The organism is Herbaspirillum seropedicae, assembly GCF_001040945.1.
In the GTDB taxonomy this organism is placed as follows: Bacteria; Pseudomonadota; Gammaproteobacteria; order Burkholderiales; family Burkholderiaceae_D; genus Herbaspirillum; species Herbaspirillum seropedicae.
Genome location: NZ_CP011930.1, coordinates 385,590 through 404,527, shown reverse-complemented (window position 1 = coordinate 404,527; position 18,938 = coordinate 385,590). Strand labels below are relative to the sequence as shown.

21 protein-coding genes and 1 tRNA gene are annotated in these 18,938 nt (G+C 64.0%); 11 read left to right on the top strand and 11 right to left on the bottom strand.

The features are described from left to right. Window positions 1-70 precede the first annotated feature (70 nt). Window positions 71-1,798 carry a proline--tRNA ligase gene (locus ACP92_RS01830; RefSeq protein WP_013232415.1) on the bottom strand — a complete coding sequence of 576 codons (1,728 nt, stop codon included), beginning with the start codon at window positions 1,796-1,798 and terminating at the stop codon, window positions 71-73. A 227-nt stretch (window positions 1,799-2,025) separates the two neighbouring features. On the opposite strand from ACP92_RS01830, the gene ACP92_RS01825 reads away from it, so the two are divergent. Together ACP92_RS01825 and ACP92_RS01820 are read left to right on the top strand one after the other, a co-directional pair. After that, window positions 2,026-2,610 carry an RNA pyrophosphohydrolase gene (locus ACP92_RS01825; RefSeq protein WP_013232414.1) on the top strand — a complete coding sequence of 195 codons (585 nt, stop codon included), beginning with the start codon at window positions 2,026-2,028 and terminating at the stop codon, window positions 2,608-2,610. A 5-nt stretch (window positions 2,611-2,615) separates the two neighbouring features. Next, window positions 2,616-3,194 carry a CNP1-like family protein gene (locus ACP92_RS01820; protein WP_013232413.1) on the top strand — a complete coding sequence of 193 codons (579 nt, stop codon included), beginning with the start codon at window positions 2,616-2,618 and terminating at the stop codon, window positions 3,192-3,194. Window positions 3,195-3,281: 87 nt separating this feature from the next. On the opposite strand, the gene proB is transcribed toward ACP92_RS01820, so the two are convergent. The 4 genes from proB to rplU form a co-directional block, all read right to left on the bottom strand. Next, window positions 3,282-4,400 carry a glutamate 5-kinase gene (proB, locus tag ACP92_RS01815; protein WP_013232412.1) on the bottom strand — a complete coding sequence of 373 codons (1,119 nt, stop codon included), beginning with the start codon at window positions 4,398-4,400 and terminating at the stop codon, window positions 3,282-3,284. Between the two features lie 116 nt (window positions 4,401-4,516). Then, window positions 4,517-5,626 carry an Obg family GTPase CgtA gene (cgtA, locus tag ACP92_RS01810; RefSeq protein WP_013232411.1) on the bottom strand — a complete coding sequence of 370 codons (1,110 nt, stop codon included), beginning with the start codon at window positions 5,624-5,626 and terminating at the stop codon, window positions 4,517-4,519. A 203-nt stretch (window positions 5,627-5,829) separates the two neighbouring features. Beyond that, the gene (gene rpmA, locus ACP92_RS01805; protein ID WP_013232410.1) at window positions 5,830-6,087 is read right to left on the bottom strand and encodes a 50S ribosomal protein L27; all 258 of its coding nucleotides are present in this window, start codon (window positions 6,085-6,087) and stop codon (window positions 5,830-5,832) included. A gap of 48 nt (window positions 6,088-6,135) precedes the next feature. Beyond that, window positions 6,136-6,447, bottom strand: coding sequence for a 50S ribosomal protein L21 (rplU, locus tag ACP92_RS01800; protein WP_006713215.1), 312 nt, complete (start codon window positions 6,445-6,447; stop codon window positions 6,136-6,138). A 367-nt stretch (window positions 6,448-6,814) separates the two neighbouring features. On the opposite strand from rplU, the gene ispB reads away from it, so the two are divergent. Next, a complete protein-coding gene (ispB, locus tag ACP92_RS01795) occupies window positions 6,815-7,744 on the top strand; it encodes an octaprenyl diphosphate synthase (RefSeq protein WP_013232409.1) in 930 nt (309 codons plus the stop codon). A 16-nt stretch (window positions 7,745-7,760) separates the two neighbouring features. After that, window positions 7,761-7,837 (top strand) — tRNA-Pro (locus tag ACP92_RS01790). A 143-nt stretch (window positions 7,838-7,980) separates the two neighbouring features. Here ACP92_RS01790 and ACP92_RS01785 read toward each other — a convergent pair. After that, window positions 7,981-8,232 (bottom strand): hypothetical protein, encoded by a 252-nt coding sequence (locus ACP92_RS01785; protein WP_041310014.1) that lies wholly within the window; start codon window positions 8,230-8,232, stop codon window positions 7,981-7,983. Between the two features lie 109 nt (window positions 8,233-8,341). Further along, window positions 8,342-8,605, bottom strand: coding sequence for a translation initiation factor IF-1 (gene infA / locus ACP92_RS01780; protein ID WP_013232407.1), 264 nt, complete (start codon window positions 8,603-8,605; stop codon window positions 8,342-8,344). Window positions 8,606-9,033: 428 nt separating this feature from the next. Here infA and ACP92_RS01775 point away from each other — a divergent pair, with 428 nt between their 5' ends. The 7 genes from ACP92_RS01775 to yacG all read left to right on the top strand — a co-directional run bounded on the left by ACP92_RS01775 (window position 9,034) and on the right by yacG (window position 15,539). Beyond that, entirely contained in the window at window positions 9,034-10,338 is a 1,305-nt protein-coding gene (locus tag ACP92_RS01775) for an HlyC/CorC family transporter (RefSeq protein ID WP_013232405.1), read from the top strand. A 163-nt stretch (window positions 10,339-10,501) separates the two neighbouring features. Then, the gene (locus ACP92_RS01770; protein ID WP_013232404.1) at window positions 10,502-11,635 is read left to right on the top strand and encodes a GspE/PulE family protein; all 1,134 of its coding nucleotides are present in this window, start codon (window positions 10,502-10,504) and stop codon (window positions 11,633-11,635) included. Then, window positions 11,622-12,869 (top strand): type II secretion system F family protein, encoded by a 1,248-nt coding sequence (locus ACP92_RS01765; RefSeq protein ID WP_048348484.1) that lies wholly within the window; start codon window positions 11,622-11,624, stop codon window positions 12,867-12,869. Before ACP92_RS01770 ends, ACP92_RS01765 begins: the two co-directional genes overlap by 14 nt. 51 nt (window positions 12,870-12,920) lie before the next feature. Continuing rightward, entirely contained in the window at window positions 12,921-13,784 is an 864-nt protein-coding gene (locus tag ACP92_RS01760; RefSeq protein WP_013232402.1) for a prepilin peptidase, read from the top strand. Window positions 13,785-13,795: 11 nt separating this feature from the next. Further along, window positions 13,796-14,416 carry a dephospho-CoA kinase gene (gene coaE, locus ACP92_RS01755; protein ID WP_013232401.1) on the top strand — a complete coding sequence of 207 codons (621 nt, stop codon included), beginning with the start codon at window positions 13,796-13,798 and terminating at the stop codon, window positions 14,414-14,416. A 152-nt stretch (window positions 14,417-14,568) separates the two neighbouring features. Next, entirely contained in the window at window positions 14,569-15,324 is a 756-nt protein-coding gene (gene zapD / locus ACP92_RS01750) for a cell division protein ZapD (RefSeq protein WP_013232400.1), read from the top strand. 29 nt (window positions 15,325-15,353) lie between these two features. Continuing rightward, window positions 15,354-15,539: a DNA gyrase inhibitor YacG gene (gene yacG / locus ACP92_RS01745; protein ID WP_013232399.1), complete on the top strand. Its 186-nt coding sequence runs from the start codon at window positions 15,354-15,356 to the stop codon at window positions 15,537-15,539. Between the two features lie 36 nt (window positions 15,540-15,575). Here yacG and ACP92_RS01740 read toward each other — a convergent pair whose 3' ends face one another. From ACP92_RS01740 to ACP92_RS01725, 4 genes are read right to left on the bottom strand one after another with little or no spacing between them, the layout of a single operon-like run. Further along, window positions 15,576-16,019: an NUDIX domain-containing protein gene (locus ACP92_RS01740; RefSeq protein ID WP_013232398.1), complete on the bottom strand. Its 444-nt coding sequence runs from the start codon at window positions 16,017-16,019 to the stop codon at window positions 15,576-15,578. Continuing rightward, complete coding sequence (locus ACP92_RS01735; RefSeq protein ID WP_013232397.1) at window positions 16,019-16,894, bottom strand: ATP-binding protein; 876 nt, start codon at window positions 16,892-16,894, stop codon at window positions 16,019-16,021. The genes ACP92_RS01740 and ACP92_RS01735 overlap by 1 nt, the downstream gene beginning before the upstream one ends. A gap of 8 nt (window positions 16,895-16,902) precedes the next feature. Further along, complete coding sequence (gene argJ / locus ACP92_RS01730; protein ID WP_013232396.1) at window positions 16,903-18,138, bottom strand: bifunctional glutamate N-acetyltransferase/amino-acid acetyltransferase ArgJ; 1,236 nt, start codon at window positions 18,136-18,138, stop codon at window positions 16,903-16,905. A 35-nt stretch (window positions 18,139-18,173) separates the two neighbouring features. After that, window positions 18,174-18,926: an SGNH/GDSL hydrolase family protein gene (locus ACP92_RS01725; RefSeq protein ID WP_013232395.1), complete on the bottom strand. Its 753-nt coding sequence runs from the start codon at window positions 18,924-18,926 to the stop codon at window positions 18,174-18,176. Window positions 18,927-18,938: the final 12 nt, after the last annotated feature.

Here is an 18,938-nt window from a genome sequence, read left to right as displayed (position 1 = left end):
CCGCAGTCCCAAACAAAAAGGCGGGCGCCGATGCATGGCGCCCGCCTTTTTGTCTTGTTGCCGTGCCGAGTCAGGCCGCCAGCTTGCCCTGGATGAAGGCCAGCGCCTCGGCCAGCGGCACCTGGGTTGCCTCGGTATCACGACGGCCCTGGTACTCGATGTTGCCATCCTTGAGGCCACGGTCGCCTACCACGATGCGATGCGGCACGCCGATCAGCTCCCAGTCCGCGAACATCGCGCCCGGACGCTCGCCACGGTCGTCCAGCACCACGTCCACGCCGGCCTCGCTCAGTTGCGCGTAGAGCTTGTCGATCTCGGTCTTGACCGCTTCGCTGCGGTCATAGCCCATGGGGCAGAGCACCACTTCGAACGGCGCAATCGAGGTCGGCCAGATGATGCCGCGGTCATCGAAGTTCTGCTCGATGGCCGCACCCAGGATACGGGTCACGCCGATGCCGTAGCAGCCCATCACCAGCGGTTGCGGCTTGCCGGCTTCATCCAGGTAGGTCGCCTTCATGGCTTCGGAATAGGTGGTGCCCAGCTGGAACACGTGGCCCACTTCGATGCCGCGCTGGATCGCCAGCACGCCCTTGCCGTCCGGCGAAGCATCGCCTTCGACGACGTTGCGGATGTCGGCCACCAGCGGCTCGGGCAGGTCGCGCCCCCAGTTGGCGCCGGTGTAGTGGAAGTCGGCTTCGTTGGCGCCGCAGACGAAATCGGCCATGTTGGCCACCGTGCGGTCGGCCACGACCTTGACCGGCTTCTTGGTGCCGATGGGGCCCAGGTAGCCCGGCGGCGTACCGAACCACTCGACGATCTCGGCTTCGTTGGCGAAGCGGTAGGTGGACAGGCCGGGGATCTTGCTGGCCTTCACTTCGTTCAATTCATGGTCGCCGCGCAGGAGCAGCAGCCAGATTTCCTTCTTGGCCGGGTCTTCGTTGTCCACGGCCAGAACAATCGACTTGACCGTGCGCGCCAGCGGCAGGCCCAGCAGCTCGGCCACGGCTTCGCATTTGGACTTACCGGGGGTGGCCGTCTTTTCCAGCGCCTGGGTGGCGGCGCCACGGGTGCTGTCCACCGGCAGGGCCTCGGCCGCTTCCATGTTGGCGGCGTAGTCGGAGGTGGGACAGTAGACCAGCGCGTCTTCGCCGGTGGCGGCGACGACGTGGAATTCATGCGAACCGGAACCGCCGATGGCGCCGTTGTCAGCGGCCACGGCGCGGAATTCCAGGCCGAAGCGGGTGAAGATGCGCACGTAGGCGTCGTACATGGCCTGGTAGGACTTCTTCAAGCCATCGACATCGCGGTCGAAGGAATAGGCGTCCTTCATCGTGAATTCACGACCGCGCATCAAGCCGAAACGCGGACGGCGCTCATCGCGGAACTTGGTCTGGATGTGGTAGAAGTTGACCGGCAGTTGCTTGTAGCTGCGCAGCTCGGAGCGGGCCACGTCGGTGACCACTTCTTCCGAGGTCGGCTGGATGGCGAAGTCGCGGCCATGGCGATCCTTCACGCGCATGAGCTCGGCGCCCATCTTGTTCCAGCGCCCGGTCTCCTGCCACAGCTCGGCCGGCTGCACCACCGGCATCAGGAGCTCGACGGCGCCGGCGCGGTTCATTTCCTCGCGCACGATCGCCTCGACCTTGCGGATCACGCGCAGACCCATCGGCATGTAGGTGTAGATGCCGGCGCCCAGACGCTTGATCATCCCGGCCCGCATCATCAGCTTGTGGCTGACGATTTCAGCGTCCGAAGGGGCTTCTTTCAGGGTGGAAATAAAAAAACGTGAGGCGCGCATGACGGTCGGTTCTTTTTAAAAAGAGGAGGGTTATAATCATTCCAATTTTAAAGGATTAGCTGGCTGATGCGCCCTTTCTTTGCAGATTTGCTCCTAGTTTCAATGACATCCGTGCATCGATGTGATTGCTCCTGACACGCCTGGCGCGCCGGCATCGGCCAGCGCTCGCACAGTCGCATGAGCCTGCCTGAAGGGGACTTCCAGCCGCAGAAAGTTTGAGGATCACCATGCTGGATCGAGAAGGCTTCCGCCCGAACGTCGGCATCATCCTGCTCAACGCCAATAACGAGGTGTGGTGGGGCAAGCGCGTGCGCGAGCACTCCTGGCAATTCCCGCAAGGCGGCATCAAGCACGGCGAGACCCCCGAACAGGCGATGTTCCGGGAACTGGAAGAAGAAATCGGCCTGCGCGCCGAGCACGTGAAGATCATTGGCCGCACCCGTGACTGGCTGCGCTATGAAGTCCCCGATCATTTCATCAAGCGCGAAGTGCGCGGCCATTACCGCGGCCAGAAGCAGATCTGGTTCCTGCTGCGCATGGTCGGGCGCGACTGCGACGTCAACCTGCGCGGCACCTCGCATCCGGAGTTCGATGCCTGGCGCTGGCATGACTACTGGGTGCCGCTGGACGTGGTGATCGAGTTCAAGCGCGAGGTCTACCAGCAGGCGCTGCAGGAATTGTCGCGCTTCCTGAACCGGCCCGGCCAAGGTGCGCGCCGCCATGAGCCGACCGCGCGCGCCCTGCCCGCCCACAAGAAACCGGCCGCCAGCGGCCTGCCCCCCAATGCGGCGCCTGCGCCCGAACCCAAGTGAGCCACATGCCTTTTTCCGTGCAATCCGAACAAGTCCGTTCCCTCCTGAGCCTGCGCGGCCTGCGTCGTGCGGCGCTGGCCTGCTCGCTGCTGGCGGTCTGCGCCAGTACGCTGGCGCAGAGCTTCGACGAAGAATTCGATGATGAAGCCAAGCCCTGGCAGGAAATCGCCGTCCACCTGCCGCCTGCGCCGCAGCAGCAGAACCTGGCGGAGTTCTACCTGAGCCCGAACGCGACGATGAAGGCCTATGTCGATACCAACTCGGTCTCCATCGGCGCCGACAAGGTGGTCCGCTATACGGTGGTGACCCGCACCGAAGGCGGCGCCGTCAACACCCTCTATGAAGGCATGCGCTGCGAGACCTGGGAAAAGAAGACCTATGCCTTCGGCCATCCCGATGGCAGCTGGTCGCGTTCGCGTCGGGACAAGTGGCAACCGATCCGTGACATGGGTGCCAATCGCATCGACGGCGCACTGTTCAAGGACTATTTCTGCGAAGGCAGGATGATTGCCGACAATGAAAACCTCAAGAGCATCATCGGTCGCCTCAAGAGCCAGACCCGGCTTGACCCGGTGCGCCGCTAAGAGCGGGCGCTGGAAAGACAGTCAGGCAATAAAAAACGCGGCCAGGCCGCGTTTTTTATTTCCTTTATATTCTTTATATCGTTTTAATCAGAGCAGCACCAGGTTGTCCCGGTGCACCAGCTCCGGCTCCTCCACGAAGCCCAGGATCGCCTGGATTTCGGAAGAAGGATGGCGGATGATGCGGCGCGCATCCGAGCTGTTGTAGTTGCTCATGCCACGCGCGATGGCGCGTCCGTTCTCGTCCACGCAGGTGATCACGTCGCCCCGGCCAAACTCGCCCGAGACCTCCACCACGCCGATGGGCAGCAGCGACTTGCCTTCCAGGCTCAGCTTCTGCACTGCGCCGGCATCCAGCACCACGCGACCGGCCGTCTTCAGGTGATCGGCCATCCATTGCTTGCGGGCGGTCAGCTGCGCGGTCTCGGCGTTGAGCTGGGTGCCGATGGCCTCACCGGCGGCCAGACGCGTCAAGACCTGCTCTTCGCGGCCCCAGGCGATCACGGTATGCGCGCCGGACGTGGCGGCCCGCTTGGCGGCCAGGATCTTGGTCAGCATGCCGCCCCGGCCAATGCCAGTGCCGGTGCCGCCCGCGATCAGTTCCAGCGAGGGGTCGCCGGCGCGCGCTTCGGAAATCAGGGTCGCCGTCGGATCCTTGCGCGGATCGGCGGTGAACAGGCCAGGCTGGTCGGTCAGGATGATGAGGGCTTCGGCTTCGATCAGGTTGGCCACCAGCGCGCCCAGGGTGTCGTTGTCGCCGAACTTGATTTCATCGGTGACCACCGTGTCATTCTCGTTGATGACCGGCACCACGCCCAGTTGCAACAGGGCAAACAGGGTCGAGCGGGCATTGAGGTAGCGTTCCCGGTCGGCCAGGTCGGCGTGGGTCAGCAGCACCTGGGCGGTGTGCAGGTCGTGCTTGCGGAAACTGGTTTCGTAGATCTGCGCCAGGCCCATCTGGCCCACGGCGGCGCAAGCCTGCAGGTGATGGATGCCGGTCGGGCGCTTCTCGAAGCCCAGGCGCTGCATGCCTTCGGCGACCGCGCCGGAGCTGACCAGCACCACTTCCTTGCCGAGCGCGCGCAGTTGCGCGATCTGTTCGGCCCAGCGGGCGATGGCGTTGGCGTCCAGGCCCTTGCCATCATTGGTGACCAGGGAAGAGCCCACCTTGATGATGAGTCGCTTGGCGCGTTGAATGACCGATTGCATAGTGTTCCGGGTTCTGATTCTTCTGGGGGCGGGCGGAAAATCCGACAGGCTGAGATGATAGCCCGAACCGCCCCCGCGCGCAGCCCCGAGAAGGGACGGGGCCGCGCACGGATGAATCAGTCCAGGACCTTGAAGCGTGGATCGTCCGGGTCGATGCTGGAGATGGCGCGCGCTTCCTCGGTCATCTGCGTCTCTTCCGAGCGGTGCTCTTCGGCGCGCTTGGTTTCCAGATACTTGTAGATCTCGTTGATGAGTTCTTCGCAGCCATCGCGGTTCAGGGCGGAGATCTCGAAGACCGGGCCCTTCCAGCCGAAGCGTTTGACGAAGTCCTTCACGCGCTTGGCGCGCTCGGCCTCGGGCACCACATCCAGCTTGTTCAGGACCAGCCAGCGCGGCTTGTCGAACAGGGACTGGTCGTACTTCTTCAGTTCCTGCACGATGGCCTTGGCTTCCTTGACCGGATCGACTTCTTCATTGAAGGGCGCCAGATCGACGATATGCAGCAGCAGGCCGGTGCGCTGCAGGTGGCGCAGGAACTGCACGCCCAGGCCCGCACCATCGGCCGCGCCTTCGATCAGGCCGGGAATGTCGGCGATCACGAAACTCTTCTCGTGGCTCACGCGCACCACCCCCAGGTTGGGATGCAACGTGGTGAAGGGATAGTCGGCAATCTTCGGACGGGCGTTGGACACCGCCGTGATAAAGGTCGACTTGCCCGCATTGGGCATGCCCAACAGACCCACATCGGCCAGCACCTTCAGTTCCAGACGCAGCTCGCGACGTTCGCCTTCCTTGCCCTCGGTCTTCTGACGCGGGGCGCGGTTGGTCGAGGTCTTGAAGTGGATGTTGCCCCAGCCGCCCTCGCCGCCCTTGGCCAGCATCACGGTCTGGCCGTGGAAGGTCAGGTCGGCGATGTGCTCGCCGGTATTGATGTCGACGATCAGCGTGCCCACCGGCATGCGCAGGTAGACGTCGTCGGCGCCCTTGCCGTAGCAGTCCGAGCCGCGGCCGTTCTCGCCGCGACCGGCGCGGTGCAGCTTGGCGTAGCGATAGTCGATCAGGGTGTTGACGTTACGGTCGGCCACGGCCCAGATGGTGCCGCCCTTGCCGCCGTCGCCGCCGTCGGGACCGCCGAAGGGGCGGAATTTCTCGCGGCAGAAGCTGGCGACACCGTTGCCGCCATCCCCCGCCACGACTTCAATGCGTGCTTCGTCGATGAATTTCATGATATTGACGCCTCGTGGGACATGGGAGCCGCTAACAAAACGTCGATGCATCCTGGATCCTGATCAGGACCCACCCCTGCACTTGCCATGCAAGCCGGGGCTCGGCGCTTTGTTGACGGCTCTTCAAAAATCAAAAAGGCTCCACCAGCCGGCAGAGCCTTTTTTATGCCTGGTTTCCGGGCGAACCCGGATGACAGGAACGCTTACGCCGGAACGACGGTAGCGTATTGACGCTGTTGCAGGCCCTTGACAACGAACTTGACCTTGCCGTCCTTCAGGGCGAACAGGGTGTGGTCCTTGCCGACGCCGACGTTTTCGCCAGCGTGGACGCGGGTGCCGCGTTGACGGACGATGATGCCGCCAGCGTTGATCACTTGGCCGCCATAAACCTTGACGCCCAGGCGTTTCGATTCTGAGTCACGGCCGTTGCGCGTAGTGCCGCCGCCTTTTTTGTGTGCCATTTAAAACTCCTTGATGACTTTGGATGAGCAGTTCGTTTGGGTCAACGCTTAGGCGTTGATCGAGACGATTTGCAGTTCGGTGTAGTTCTGACGATGGCCTTGACGCTTTTGGTAGTGCTTGCGACGACGCATCTTGAAGATGCGGACCTTGTCATGGCGACCTTGCGCTACCACAGTAGCCAGCACCGTAGCACCTGCGACCAGCGGCGCACCGAACTTCACGGTTTCGCCTGCGCCCACTGCGAGCACTTGATCCAAAGTGATTTCGGAGCCAATGTCAGCCGGTATCTGTTCTACTTTGAGTTTTTCGCCAGCAGCAACTTTGTATTGTTTGCCGCCGGTTTTTATGACCGCGTACATGTGAAACCTCACGAATGAATGAATAAGAACGATTTTTCCCTGCCGAAACAGGAAAACCGCAAATTATACAGGCACTTAGCTGCTCGGTCAAAAGGCTTGACACTTTGCCCGACCGCTGTACAACACAGTTTCCGCCCGGACAACGACGACGCCAGCCATTCTTGCCGGACGAGCAAGATATCCATCCAACGGGAATTTCGCCACAGCAATGCGCATCTCCCACGCCGGCCTGCAAACACGGTCTTTGGCGTGGGCCTGCCTTGTCATCGTATAATCCCGGAAATAACCCTTTTTCACAGGTTCCGCCTTGTCTGCCGCCGTACAAACCGCTTCGCAACAAACCATCCTGCAACCGATCGTCGCCGACATGGAGGCGGTCAACGCAGTCATCCGCCGGCAGCTGTATTCGGAAGTGCCGTTGGTCAACCAGGTCGCCGAATACATCATCAGTGCGGGCGGCAAGCGCCTGCGCCCGGTGCTGGTGGTGCTCATCGCCAACGCCTTCGGCTACAAGGGTGAACACCATCACTCGCTGGCGGCGGTGATCGAATTCATCCACACCGCCACCCTGCTGCATGACGACGTGGTGGACGAGTCTTCCTTGCGGCGCGGCAAGCAGACCGCCAACGCCATGTTCGGCAACGCCGCTTCGGTGCTGGTGGGCGACTTCCTGTATTCGCGCGCCTTCCAGATGATGGTCGCCGTGGGCAATCCTCGCGTGATGGAAATCGTGGCCGACGCCACCAACGTCATCGCCGAGGGCGAAGTGCTGCAGTTGCTCAACATGCACAATCCCGACGTGGACGAGAACGGCTACCTGCAGGTGATCCGCTCCAAGACCGCCAAGCTGTTTGAAGCCGCCAGCCAGATCGGCGCGCTCATCGCTGGCGCCGACGAGGCCGGCATCGAAGCCGCCGCCGAATATGGCCGTTCCATCGGCACCGCCTTCCAGTTGATCGACGACGTCCTGGACTATTCCGGCAACAGCGCCGAGATCGGCAAGAACGTCGGCGACGACCTGCGCGAAGGCAAGCCCACCCTGCCGCTGATCTGGCTGATGCAGCACGGCACGCCGCAACAACGCGAACTGGTGCGTACCTGCATCGAGAATGGCGACGAGCAGCATTTCGACGAAGTGCTGTCGGCCATCACCCATTCGGGCGCGCTGGCCTATACCCGCGAACAGGCGGAAATCGCCGCCCGCCGGGCAGCCGACGCAATTATTTCACTTCCGGATAGCCAATTCAAAAAATCCCTGTTAGAATTATCGGCTTTCGCAGTAGATCGAAATCACTGACTTAGATCTCACTCGACGGGGTGTAGCTTAGCCTGGTAGAGCGCTACGTTCGGGACGTAGAGGCCGGAGGTTCGAATCCTCTCACCCCGACCAGAATTATTTCCTTGTACATCAAGGACAAAAAAGCCCAGCAGCAATGCTGGGCTTTTTCATTTCCGCTTCCACTTTCCCCTGCGCCATCGATCTTCAAACAATCAAACAAGCGCAAGTCCATCCGGACCCCAGCTCCGGAGCCCTCAGACAGCCTCGACCAGCCGTCCGGGATCGAGGTTGTCGATCACCGCGCGCGCCCAGCCCATCCCGCGTTGCACGGCGTGGTCGGCATCAGGAGATTGTCCCGGCAAGGCGCGCCTGGGAAAAAGCGGCGTGAGCGTACCGCTGCGCACGATGGTGATGCCCGCAACCTTCCAGAGGCCACCGCGCTGCACGCAGCTCAGACTGACCTGGTAGCCATGGTAATGGTCGCGGTGATCGATCGGACTTGGCATCTTGTTCTTCTTTCGCAATACCGACCTGATGGGGAGCCAGCGCCGCCGCTGCATTGACGGCCGCCCTCCTTAGGGCGCAGGGAGACGCGCCCGGCAATGCCGGATACGGCTAGCGGCGACGGAAGCCCGGACGGGGACCGGTCGGGCCACGGTTTTCGAGGTGACGGAAGATGATGCGGCCCTTGTTCAGGTCATAGGGCGACAGTTCCAACGTGACCTTGTCACCGGCCAGGATCTTGATGAAGTTCTTCTTCATGCGGCCAGCGGTGTAGGCGATCAGCGAATGTCCATTGTCCAGCGCCACGCGAAAACGCGAATCGGGCAGGACTTCGGAGACTTGTCCTTGCATTTCAATCAGTTCTTCTTTTGCCATTTTCTCTTTCTTTGACGTGAGCACGCGACCTCCAGCGAGGAAGGGCTCGGGGATTTGCAAACTCTGGCTTTGACGACTGGCCACGCAGCAGGGCGGCCGGGAGCGTAAAGGTCGGAGGACGTGCGAACGCGCTTGCGGTGAGGCCGACAGCGTTCAGTAACTCGGGGAAGCGGATGGAGATGCGAAGCACGAGGATTGCGTCGGCAGCAACACTCATGGAGATCGGGATTTCCGCTCTTTTCGTGAGCGATCCATGCATTATACGCCCACTTCGCACTTGCCGCCATCGCCAGCATGCCCGCTTGCGGGATACTCCCCCATCGTCTAGACTTTGGCGCTCCCTGGCCGCCCTGCGCTGCCTGCCTTGCCGGCAGGCAAACAGGCCCGCCGCCTCCCTCCGCTGAGGGTAATCAACCTGACGGCAACGTTTGGAAACCGTACCCATATGGGTGCAAGTTCTTGCACTCTTCATCCTGATCCTGCTCTCGGCCTTCTTTTCCATGACCGAGACGGCGCTGATGGCCGCCAACCGCCATCGCCTGCGGCACCTGGCCAAGCAGGGCAATCGCGCCGCCATCACCATCCTGTGGCTGCTGGACCGCACCGAGCGGCTGCTCTCGCTGGTCCTGATCGCCAATACCGCCATCAACGCCCTGGCCACCGCCCTGGTGACGGCCCTGGCCATCGCCGCCTTCGGCAACCACCAGCGCGTCATCACAGCGGCCACGGCCTGCGTGGCGGCGCTGCTGATCATCTTTGCGGAAATCGTGCCCAAGGTGATCGGCGCCACCTATCCCGAGCGCATCTCGCTCTTTACCGGCTTCATCCTCAAGCCGTTGATGCGGGTGGCCAAGCCCTTGATCTGGTTCGTCAACCTGTTCGTCTCGGCCATCCTCCGGCTGCTGCGCATCAAGACCGGCGCGCGCGCCGCCGAACAGCGCATCTCGCCCGAAGAGCTGCGCTCCATCGTGCTCGAGGGCGGCAGCTTCATTCCGCAAAAGCACAAGAGCATCCTGCTGAACCTGTTCGACCTGGAAAAGATTTCGGTCGAAGACGTGATGACGCCGCGCTCTCAGGTCGAGGCCTTGAACCTGGCCGCACCGGTCGATGACATCCTGCACCAGCTGGCCACCTGCTACCACAACAAGCTGCCGGTCTTCGAGGGCGAGATCAACCACATCGTCGGCATCCTGCATGTGCGCAAGACGGTCTCGCTGTTCCGCCGCGAAGAGGAGATCAGCCACGACGACATCCGTGAGCTGCTCTCGGCGCCCTACTACGTGCCGGTGGAAACCGACGTCTTCACCCAGTTGCAGTACTTCCAGGAAAACCACGAACGGCTGGGCGTGGTGGTCGATGAATATGGCGAAGTGCAAGGCCTGGTGACGCTGGAAGACATCATCGAAGAGATGATCGGCGAATTCACCACCTCCTCGCCGGGCAGCTCGGGCGAGGGCTTCGGCTGGGACAAGGACGGCGCCTGCCTGCTCGAAGGCAGCACCACCCTGCGCGACATCAACAAGCGCCTCGGCCTGCAGCTGCCACTGGATGGCCCCAAGACCATCAATGGCCTGTTGCTGGAATACCTGCAGGACATCCCTGAAGCCAGCGTGGCCGTGAAGATGGACGGCTGCGTCATCGAGATCGTCCAGGTGCAGAACCAGGCCATCCGCATGGTCAAGCTGATCGCGCTGGCGCAGGCGCCGGGGGCAGCCTCGGCGGCGCCCGACTAAAGGCAGAGTGAGCCCGGCGAACAAGGCCTCGAAACCCTTCGTCGAACTCTGCCGACTTTGCCGCAGACAATAGCGGCCCTGCTTTCCTCCGCGCAAACCCGCATGGGAGACTGCCTGCCCCCGGTCGCCGCCTCCGCCGGCGACCTCGCGCGCGAGGTCCTCCATGCAAGCTTCCGAGACTCCCCTGGCCGACGACGTCCCTGTCGTGCGGCTCTTGTACAAGCTCTTGGCTGATGCCGTCAGCATGGGCGCATCGGACCTGCATTTCGAACCCTTCGAACATTATTGCCGGGTGCGCCTGCGCATCGACGGGATACTGCATGAGCTGGCGCAGCCGCCGCTGAGCCTGAAGGACAAGCTGGCGACCCGGCTCAAGATCCTGGCGCGACTGGATATCGCCGAAAAGCGCCTGCCCCAGGATGGCAAGATGCGCCTGGCCCTGGAAACCCGCACAGTGGACTTTCGCGTCTCGACCCTGCCCACGCAGTTCGGCGAGAAGATCGTGCTGCGCATCCTCGACACCGAGCAGGCCACCCTCGCGCTGGAACAGCTGGGCTACGAGCCGGCCCAGCTGCAGGCGCTGCAACAGGCCATCGCACGGCCGCATGGGATGGTGCTCATGACCGGCCCCACCGGCTCGGGCAAGACGGTCTCGCTGTATGCCTGCCTGCAGCGGCTGAACCGTCCAGGCATCAACATCGCCACTGCCGAGGATCCGGTCGAGATCAACCTGCCCGGCATCAACCAGGTCAGCATCAACGAACGCGCCGGACTGAACTTTGCGGTGGCGCTGCGGGCCTTCCTGCGGCAGGATCCGGACGTGCTGATGGTGGGCGAGATCCGCGACCTCGACACCGCCGACATCGCCATCAAGGCCGCGCAGACCGGCCATCTGGTGCTCTCCACCCTGCATACCAATGACGCCCCGGCCACGCTCACGCGCCTGCTCAACATGGGCGTGCCGGCCTACAACATCGCCGCCTCGGTCAGCCTGATCGTGGCCCAGCGGCTGGTGCGCAGGCTGTGCAGCTGCCGCCGCCCGGCGCGCGACGCGTCGGGCAGCTTCGTGCCGCATGGCTGTCCGGCATGCAGCCATACCGGCTATCGCGGTCGCACCGGCATCTACCAGGTCATGCCGGTCAGCGCCACGATGCAGTCGCTGATCCAGGCCCAGGCCGGCACCCAGGATATCGCCCGGCAGGCCCGCGCCGAGGGTGTCATCGACCTGCGCCGCGCCGGCCTGCTCAAGGCCTTGCGCGGCGACACCAGCCTGGGAGAAGTCCTTGCCAGCACCTGAACGCAGTCAGGGCGGCCGCTTCCGCTGGGAGGGCCTGGACCGCCACGGACGGCCGCAACGCGGCGTCCTGCAGGCGCGCGACGCCACTGCCGCGCGCCAGGCGCTGCGCCGGGACGGTGTACGGGTGGCACGACTGCAGCCTGCCGACACCGCAGCTGCGACGCCCGCGCCGGGCATATCGGCGCGCCGGGGGCGGCGTCGCATCACCGACAAGCAGATCGTACTCTTCACCCGGCAACTGGCCACTATGCTGCAAGCCGGGCTGCCGCTGTTGCAGGCGCTCGATATCGCCATCCGTGGCGCCGGCGCCGATGCCCTGGGCGGGCTGCTGGCCACCATCCGCCAGGATGTGGCGCGCGGCGACAGCCTGCACGCGGCGCTGGCGCGTCATCCGCAGCGCTTCGATGCGCTGTTCTGCCAACTGGTCCGGGCTGCGGAAAGCGCCGGCGTGCTCGACAGCATGCTGGCCCGCATTGCCAGCTACCGCGAGAAATCCCTGGCCCTCAGAGGCAAGGTGCGCGCCGCACTGGCCTATCCCTGCGCGGTGGTGCTGGTGGCGGTGGCCGTGACCGTGGTGATCATGCTGTGGGTGGTGCCGGCCTTCGAACAGATGTTTCGCCATTTCGGGGCTGAGCTGCCCCTGCCCACCCGTATCGTGATGAGCCTGGCACACGCGCTGACACAGGCGTGGCCCTGGCTGCTGCCGGGACTGGCGATCGCGGTCCTGGCAGGGCTGCAGGCCTGGCGACGCTGGCTGCCCCTGCGCCAGCACGCCCAGCGGCTCTCCTTGCGCCTGCCCTTGCTGGGCGGCTTGCTCAGGCAAGCCGCGCTGGCGCGCTGGAGCCGCACCTTCGGCACCCTGCTGGGCGCGGGCATCGCCCTGGTGCAAGCGCTGGAGACGGTGGCCGGCGCGGCCGGCAACGTGGTCATCGGCCAGGCCAGCCTGGCCGTGCGCGATGCCGTGCGAAATGGCGCCTCGCTGCATGCAGCCATGCAGGCCACAGGCGTCTTCCCCGACCTGGCCGTCCAGATGACCGCCGTGGGCGAAGAGACCGGCACGCTGGACGCCATGCTCATCAAGATCGCCGAACTCAACGAGCGCGAAGTCGATGACACGGTCACGGCACTGACCAGCCTCATGGAACCGGCTATCATGACGGTCCTGGGCCTGGTCATCGGCGGCCTGGTCATTGCCCTGTACCTGCCGGTGTTCCGCATGGGGTCGGTCGTCTGACGAACATCCCCGCGATGCCCGATCCCCGATCCCCGATCCACGATTGCCACGATGCCCTTCCTGGAAGCCTACGCCCTCCCCGGCGACCCCATCCTCTGCGCGCTGGCGGCCCTGCTGGGCTTGCTGGTGGGCAGTTTCCTCAATGTGCTGATCCACCGCCTGCCCATCATGATGCTGCGCGAAAGCGCCAACTTCGTGGCGCAGGAGCGCGGGGAAACGCCGCCCCATCAAGACCGCTACGACCTCTGGCTGCCCTCATCGGCCTGTCCGCACTGCGCCACCCCTCTGCCCTGGCGTCACAAGCTGCCGGTACTGAGCTGGCTGCTGCTGCGCGGGCGCTGCGGCCACTGCCAGGCCGCCATTGGCCTGCGTTATCCATTGGTAGAGCTGTTGACGGCGGCGCTGTTCGCCTTCGCCGCCTGGCGCTTCGGCCTGGGCGTCACCGGCCTGGCCGTGATGGCCTGCACGGCCACGCTGGTCGCGCTGGCCTTCATCGACGCCCAGACCATGCTGCTGCCCGACGACCTGACCCTGCCGCTGATGTGGCTGGGCCTGCTGGTGAACCTGACGCACCGCCTGGTGCCCCTGCAGGATGCGGTGTTGGGCGCTGCGGCCGGGTATGGCGTGCTATGGCTGATCTTCTGGCTCTTCAAGCTCATCACCGGCAAGGATGGGCTGGGCTATGGCGACTTCAAGCTCATGGCTGCGCTCGGCGCCTGGCTGGGCTGGCAGGCGCTGCCGGTGATCCTGCTGCTGGCCTCGGCCATGGGCGCGGTGCTAGGGGTGGTGCTGATGGCGGCTGGCCGGCATCGCCGCGGCCAGGCCATTCCCTTCGGACCTTGCCTGGCCAGCGCCGGCCTCTTGGCGCTGTTGCAGGGACTGGACTGGCTCTGGCGGGGACTTTACGACTACTGACCTGGATACGCATGACTGCACTTTCTGAACGCTTCACCATCGGCCTGACCGGCGGCATCGGCAGCGGCAAGACCACCGTGGCCGAACTGTTCGGCGCACTCGGCGCGGCGCTGGTCGATACCGACGTCATCGCCCATGCCCTGACTGCGCCTGACGGCCTGGCCATCGCGCCTATCATCGAACACTTCGGCGCGGACTTCATCGATGCGCGCGGCGCCATGGATCGCACGCGCATGCGCCAGCACGTGTTCGGCAATCCCGAAGCGCGCCACGCACTGGAGGCCATCCTGCACCCCCTGATCCGCAGCGAGACCCTGCGCGCGGCCGAGATGGCCAGCGGCCCCTACGTCATCTTCGTGGTGCCGCTGCTGGTGGAATCGGGCAACTGGGTCGGACGCGCCGACCGCATCCTGGTGGTCGATTGCCCCGAAGAAGTGCAGGTCGCTCGCGTCATGCAGCGCAATGGCCTGCGCCGCGACGAGGTGGAAGCCATCATGGCCGCGCAGGCCAGCCGCCAGGCGCGATTGGCCGTGGCCGACGACGTCGTCGACAACGGCGGCGCCGCCGACAGCCTGCCGGAGCGGGTGCGCAACTTGCATTCACAATACCTTGCGCTCGCAGCACAGCGCTGAGCCTGCTTGACGCTTCATTTGATGCGGCATGCATTTGTAATTTTCTGCTGCATGGGTCAGAATCACAGACATTGCATTGTTGACGAGGTTTTTGCACCCGCGGCCTGTCAGCGGCCTAACAAGTCCGGCTCAACCAATAAAGGGATCATGCTTTGATCGTCTACGAATACCCTTTCAACGAGCGTATTCGCACGCTGTTGCGACTGGAAGACCTGTATGAGAAGTTCGTCTTCTTCCTGCATCAGGAAAGCCCGCATCAGCATCACATCGCCCTTGCCACCATTTTTGAAATGCTGGAGGTCGCCGGACGCGCCGACCTCAAGTCCGACCTGCTGCAAGAGCTGGAACGGCAAAAGCAGATCCTGCTGGCCTACCAGTCCAATCCCAATGTCGAGCCCGAGATGCTCAACGCCATCCTGGCCGAAGTAGACCAGGCCAGCAGCGCCCTCGCAGCGGCCCAGGGCAAGACCGGCCAGAACATCCGCGACAATGAATGGCTCATGAGCATCCGCGGCCGCACCATCATCCCTGGCGGTGCTTGCGAATTCGACCTGCCCGCCTACTACGCTTGGCAACAACACCCCTTCGAGCGACGTTTCCAGGATATTTCCAACTGGTTCGCTCCGCTGATCCCGCTGTTCGACGCCATCGCCATCGTCATGCGACTGCTGCGCGAATCCGGCCATGCAGTGAAGATCAATGCCGAAGGCGGCAGTTACCAACAGATGCTGCAGGGCAAGGTCTACCAGATGCTGCGCCTGTCGCTCGACATGGAGCTCGGCGCGATTCCCGAGATCTCGGCCAACAAGTACATGCTGTGGGTGCGCTTCACCCAGCAGGATGGTGACGAGAAGCCGCGCTCCTTCGAGGGCGAAGTCCCCTTCGAACTGGCCCTGTGCGGCTTTTGAACTGATGTGATGGAAGTGAAGTAGAAAGTATGGCTACGATCGTTGACTGCCCCACCTGCGGCGCCAAGGTGGAATGGAGTGAAAAAAACAAGTTTCGCCCGTTCTGCTCCGAACGCTGCAAGCAAATCGACCTGGGCGCCTGGGCCGAAGAGAAATACACCATCCCGGCCGTGAACCTGCCGCTGGACGATGAAGGCGACAAGCCCGTGCAGTGATCACGGGCTTTTTGTTTTATCCTCGCCCAATCCCGCTCAATTGCCTGCTTGTTCGCCGTACCGCAGCTGATCCAGCCATTCGATCAGCGGAATGGTGGCCGGCAGCAAAGGCTCCACGCCCACGCTGCCCTGCCAGGCGAAGGCCTGGCCTTCCAGGCTCTGCGGCTGGCCGCGCCACTGGCGGCTGATGTAGAAATGCAGGCGGACATGGGCATGCGGATAGACGTGCTCGACACCACACCAGGGCTCGCCGTCGAGCACCTCGATGCCCAGCTCTTCCTTGAACTCGCGCTGCAGGGCGGCGAAGATGCTTTCGCCGGCCTCCACCTTGCCGCCGGGGAATTCCCAGTAACCCGCATAGGGCTTGCCTTCCGGCCGCTGGCCCACGAGCACGTCGCCGTTGGGCTGCATCAGGATGCCCACGGCCACGTCGATGGGCTCGCCAATAGGCTTGCCAACGGGCTTGGACGCTGCGCTCATCAGCGCTGCGCCTTGCCGGCGTAGTCGCGCGCGAACTGCCAGGCCACCCGGCCCGAGCGCGAACTGCGTTGCAGCGCCCAGCGCAGCGCATCGGCGCGGGCCTCGGCGATCTGGGCGTCATTGCAGCCGAAGTGGCGCAGCCAATGCGCCACGATCTCCAGGAAATCGTCCTGCTTGAAGGGGTAGAAGGTCACCCACAGGCCGAAGCGCTCGGAGAGCGAGATCTTTTCTTCCACCGTCTCGCCGGGATGCAGGTCGCCATCCTCGGTGTGGGTATAGGTGCTGTTGTCGGAGAGACGTTCCGGCATCAGGTGGCGACGGTTCGAGGTGGCGTAGATGAGGACGTTATCGGACTGGGCGGCGATGCTGCCATCGAGCGCTACCTTCAGCGCCTTGTAGCCCCCCTCGCCTTCCTCAAAGGAGAGATCATCGCAGAAGACGATGAAGCGCTCCGGACGTGCCGCTACCAGCTCGACGATGTCCTGCAGGTCATGCAGGTCGTCCTTGTCCACCTCGATCAGGCGCAGGCCACGATCGGCGTACTGGTTCAGGCAGGCCTTGATCAGCGAGGACTTGCCGGTGCCGCGTGCGCCCGTCAGCAGCACGTTGTTGGCCGGACGGCCTTCGACGAACTGGCGGGTGTTCTGGTCGATCTGTTCCTTTTGCGGGCCGATATTGTGCAGATCCGACAAGCCGATCTGCGAGATGTGGCCGACCGCCTGGAGGTAGCCAGGGCGCTGCGCAGTGGCGCCACGCCAGCGGAAGGCAACCGCGGCATTCCAGTCCGGCTCGCGGGCGGCGGCCTGGGGCAGGATGGCTTCGACGCGCGCCAGCAAGGCTTCGGCGCGCTGCAGGAATTGGTCTAGCTGGGTCATGGAGGCGCTCAGGAACGATAGTCGGCGTTGATGGACACGTAATCGTGCGACAGGTCGCAGGTCCAGATGGACGCCTTGGCCGCGCCACGCGCCAGCTTCACGCGCACCACGATCTCGGCCTTCTTCATGACGCGCTGGCCATCTTCTTCGCGGTAATCCGGATTGCGGCCGCCATCCTTGGCGACCCAGACGTCGTCCAGCCACAGGTTGATCTTGGACACATCCAGGTCATCGATGCCGGCATAGCCGATGGCGGCCAGGATGCGGCCCAGGTTCGGGTCGGAGGCGAAGAAGGCGGTCTTGACCAGCGGCGAGTGGCCGATGGAGTAGGCGATCTGGCGGCATTCCTCGACGCTCTTGCCGTCTTCTACGGCCACTTCGATGAACTTGGTGGCGCCTTCGCCATCACGCACGATCTGGTGCGCCAGGTGCTGCGACAGGTCGGTGACGGCGGCGGCTAGTTGCTGGTATTCCTCGCTGTCGGCGCTGGTGATCTCCAGCTCGCCGGCGCCGGTGGCCATCAGGATGAAGGAATCGTTGGTCGAGGTATCGCCATCGATGGTGATGCAGTTGAAGGAGTGGTCAGCGGCGTCCTTGACCAGCTGGTTCAGCAGGGCCTGCGGCAGCTTGGCGTCGAAGGCCAGGAAGCCCAGCATGGTGGCCATGTTGGGCTTGATCATGCCAGCCCCCTTGCTGATGCCGGTCATCACCACTTGCTTGCCACCAATGGTGAGGGTGCGCGAGGCCGCCTTGGGCTGGGTGTCGGTGGTCATGATGGACTCAGCCGCGTTGAACCAGTTGTCGGCCTTCAGGTTGCCGATGGCTTGCGGCAGGCCGGCGATGATGCGGTCGGCCGGCAGCGGTTCCAGGATCACGCCGGTCGAGAATGGCAGGATCTGCTGCGCCTCCACGCCCATCTGCTGGGCCAGGGCGGCGCAGACCGACTTGGCGCGCTGCAGGCCTTCTTCACCGGTGCCGGCGTTGGCGTTGCCGGTGTTGATGACCAGCGCGCGGATGGGCTTGCCGGCGCTCAACTGGGCCAGGTTGGCCTGGCAGATCTGCACCGGGGCGGCACAGAAACGGTTCTTGGTGAACACGCCCGCCACGGTGGCCGTCTCGGCCAGCTTCATGACCAGCACGTCCTTGCGATTGGCCTTGCGCACACCCGCCTCGGCATGGCCGAGTTCGATGCCGGCGACGGCTTTGAGGTCGGAAGGAACGGGAATCGGGGAATTGACGGCCATGGCGAGCTTTCAGCGTAAAAATCGGAACGCGTATTTTAAACACTTTCCGTCACCGGCTGATGACGCAGGAACTCGGTTTCGATGATCTCGGCGCTCATCCTGGCCCATTGCGCGTATTGGCCCGGGCCGGGGTGGAAGCGGTCGATCGCCATTTCATGGGGAAGCGTCCATTGCAGCGAGCAGTAACGCAGGGCGGCCTCGCTGCGGATCCAGTCGCGCAGGGTGCGGTCCAGCTTGCGGGCGTAGCGCCCCAGGTACCAGCGCAGCGGCTGCGGCGCCACCGGCAAGAGGTGCATGGGCGGCAAGCCCGAGAAGACGATGTGCTCCACGCCCGCCTGCGCCATCAGGCGCTCGCACAGCAGGCGCAGATTGCCCACGTAGCGGTGGGGCGGCATCTGCGAAGTGACGTCATTGACCCCCAGCGCTACCACCAGCACGGCCGCCGGACCGATCTCGTGGTGCGCCAGCAGCTCCAGCGCCTCAAGCGAATTGACGCCGCTTTGCGCCACCAGCTGCCAGGCGACCGGACGGCCCGCACGCTCGGCCAGATGGCGCGCCAGCGGCTGGGCCAGGGCCTGCTCCTGGTGCTCCACCCCCACGCCCGCCGCCGATGAGTCGCCCACCACCAGCAGGCGCAACGGCGCGCCGCTGCCGGCAACAGTGGCCGGCGCTGGCTCCAGCCCGGCGCGCGGGCCGGCAGCTTCCGGCAGGCGCAGGGCCGTCCTGCGCAAGCGCCTGGCTTGCGCCAGCAGCAGTGGCCCCAGCAACAGCTTGGCGAGGATCAGCATGCCGCCACCCTC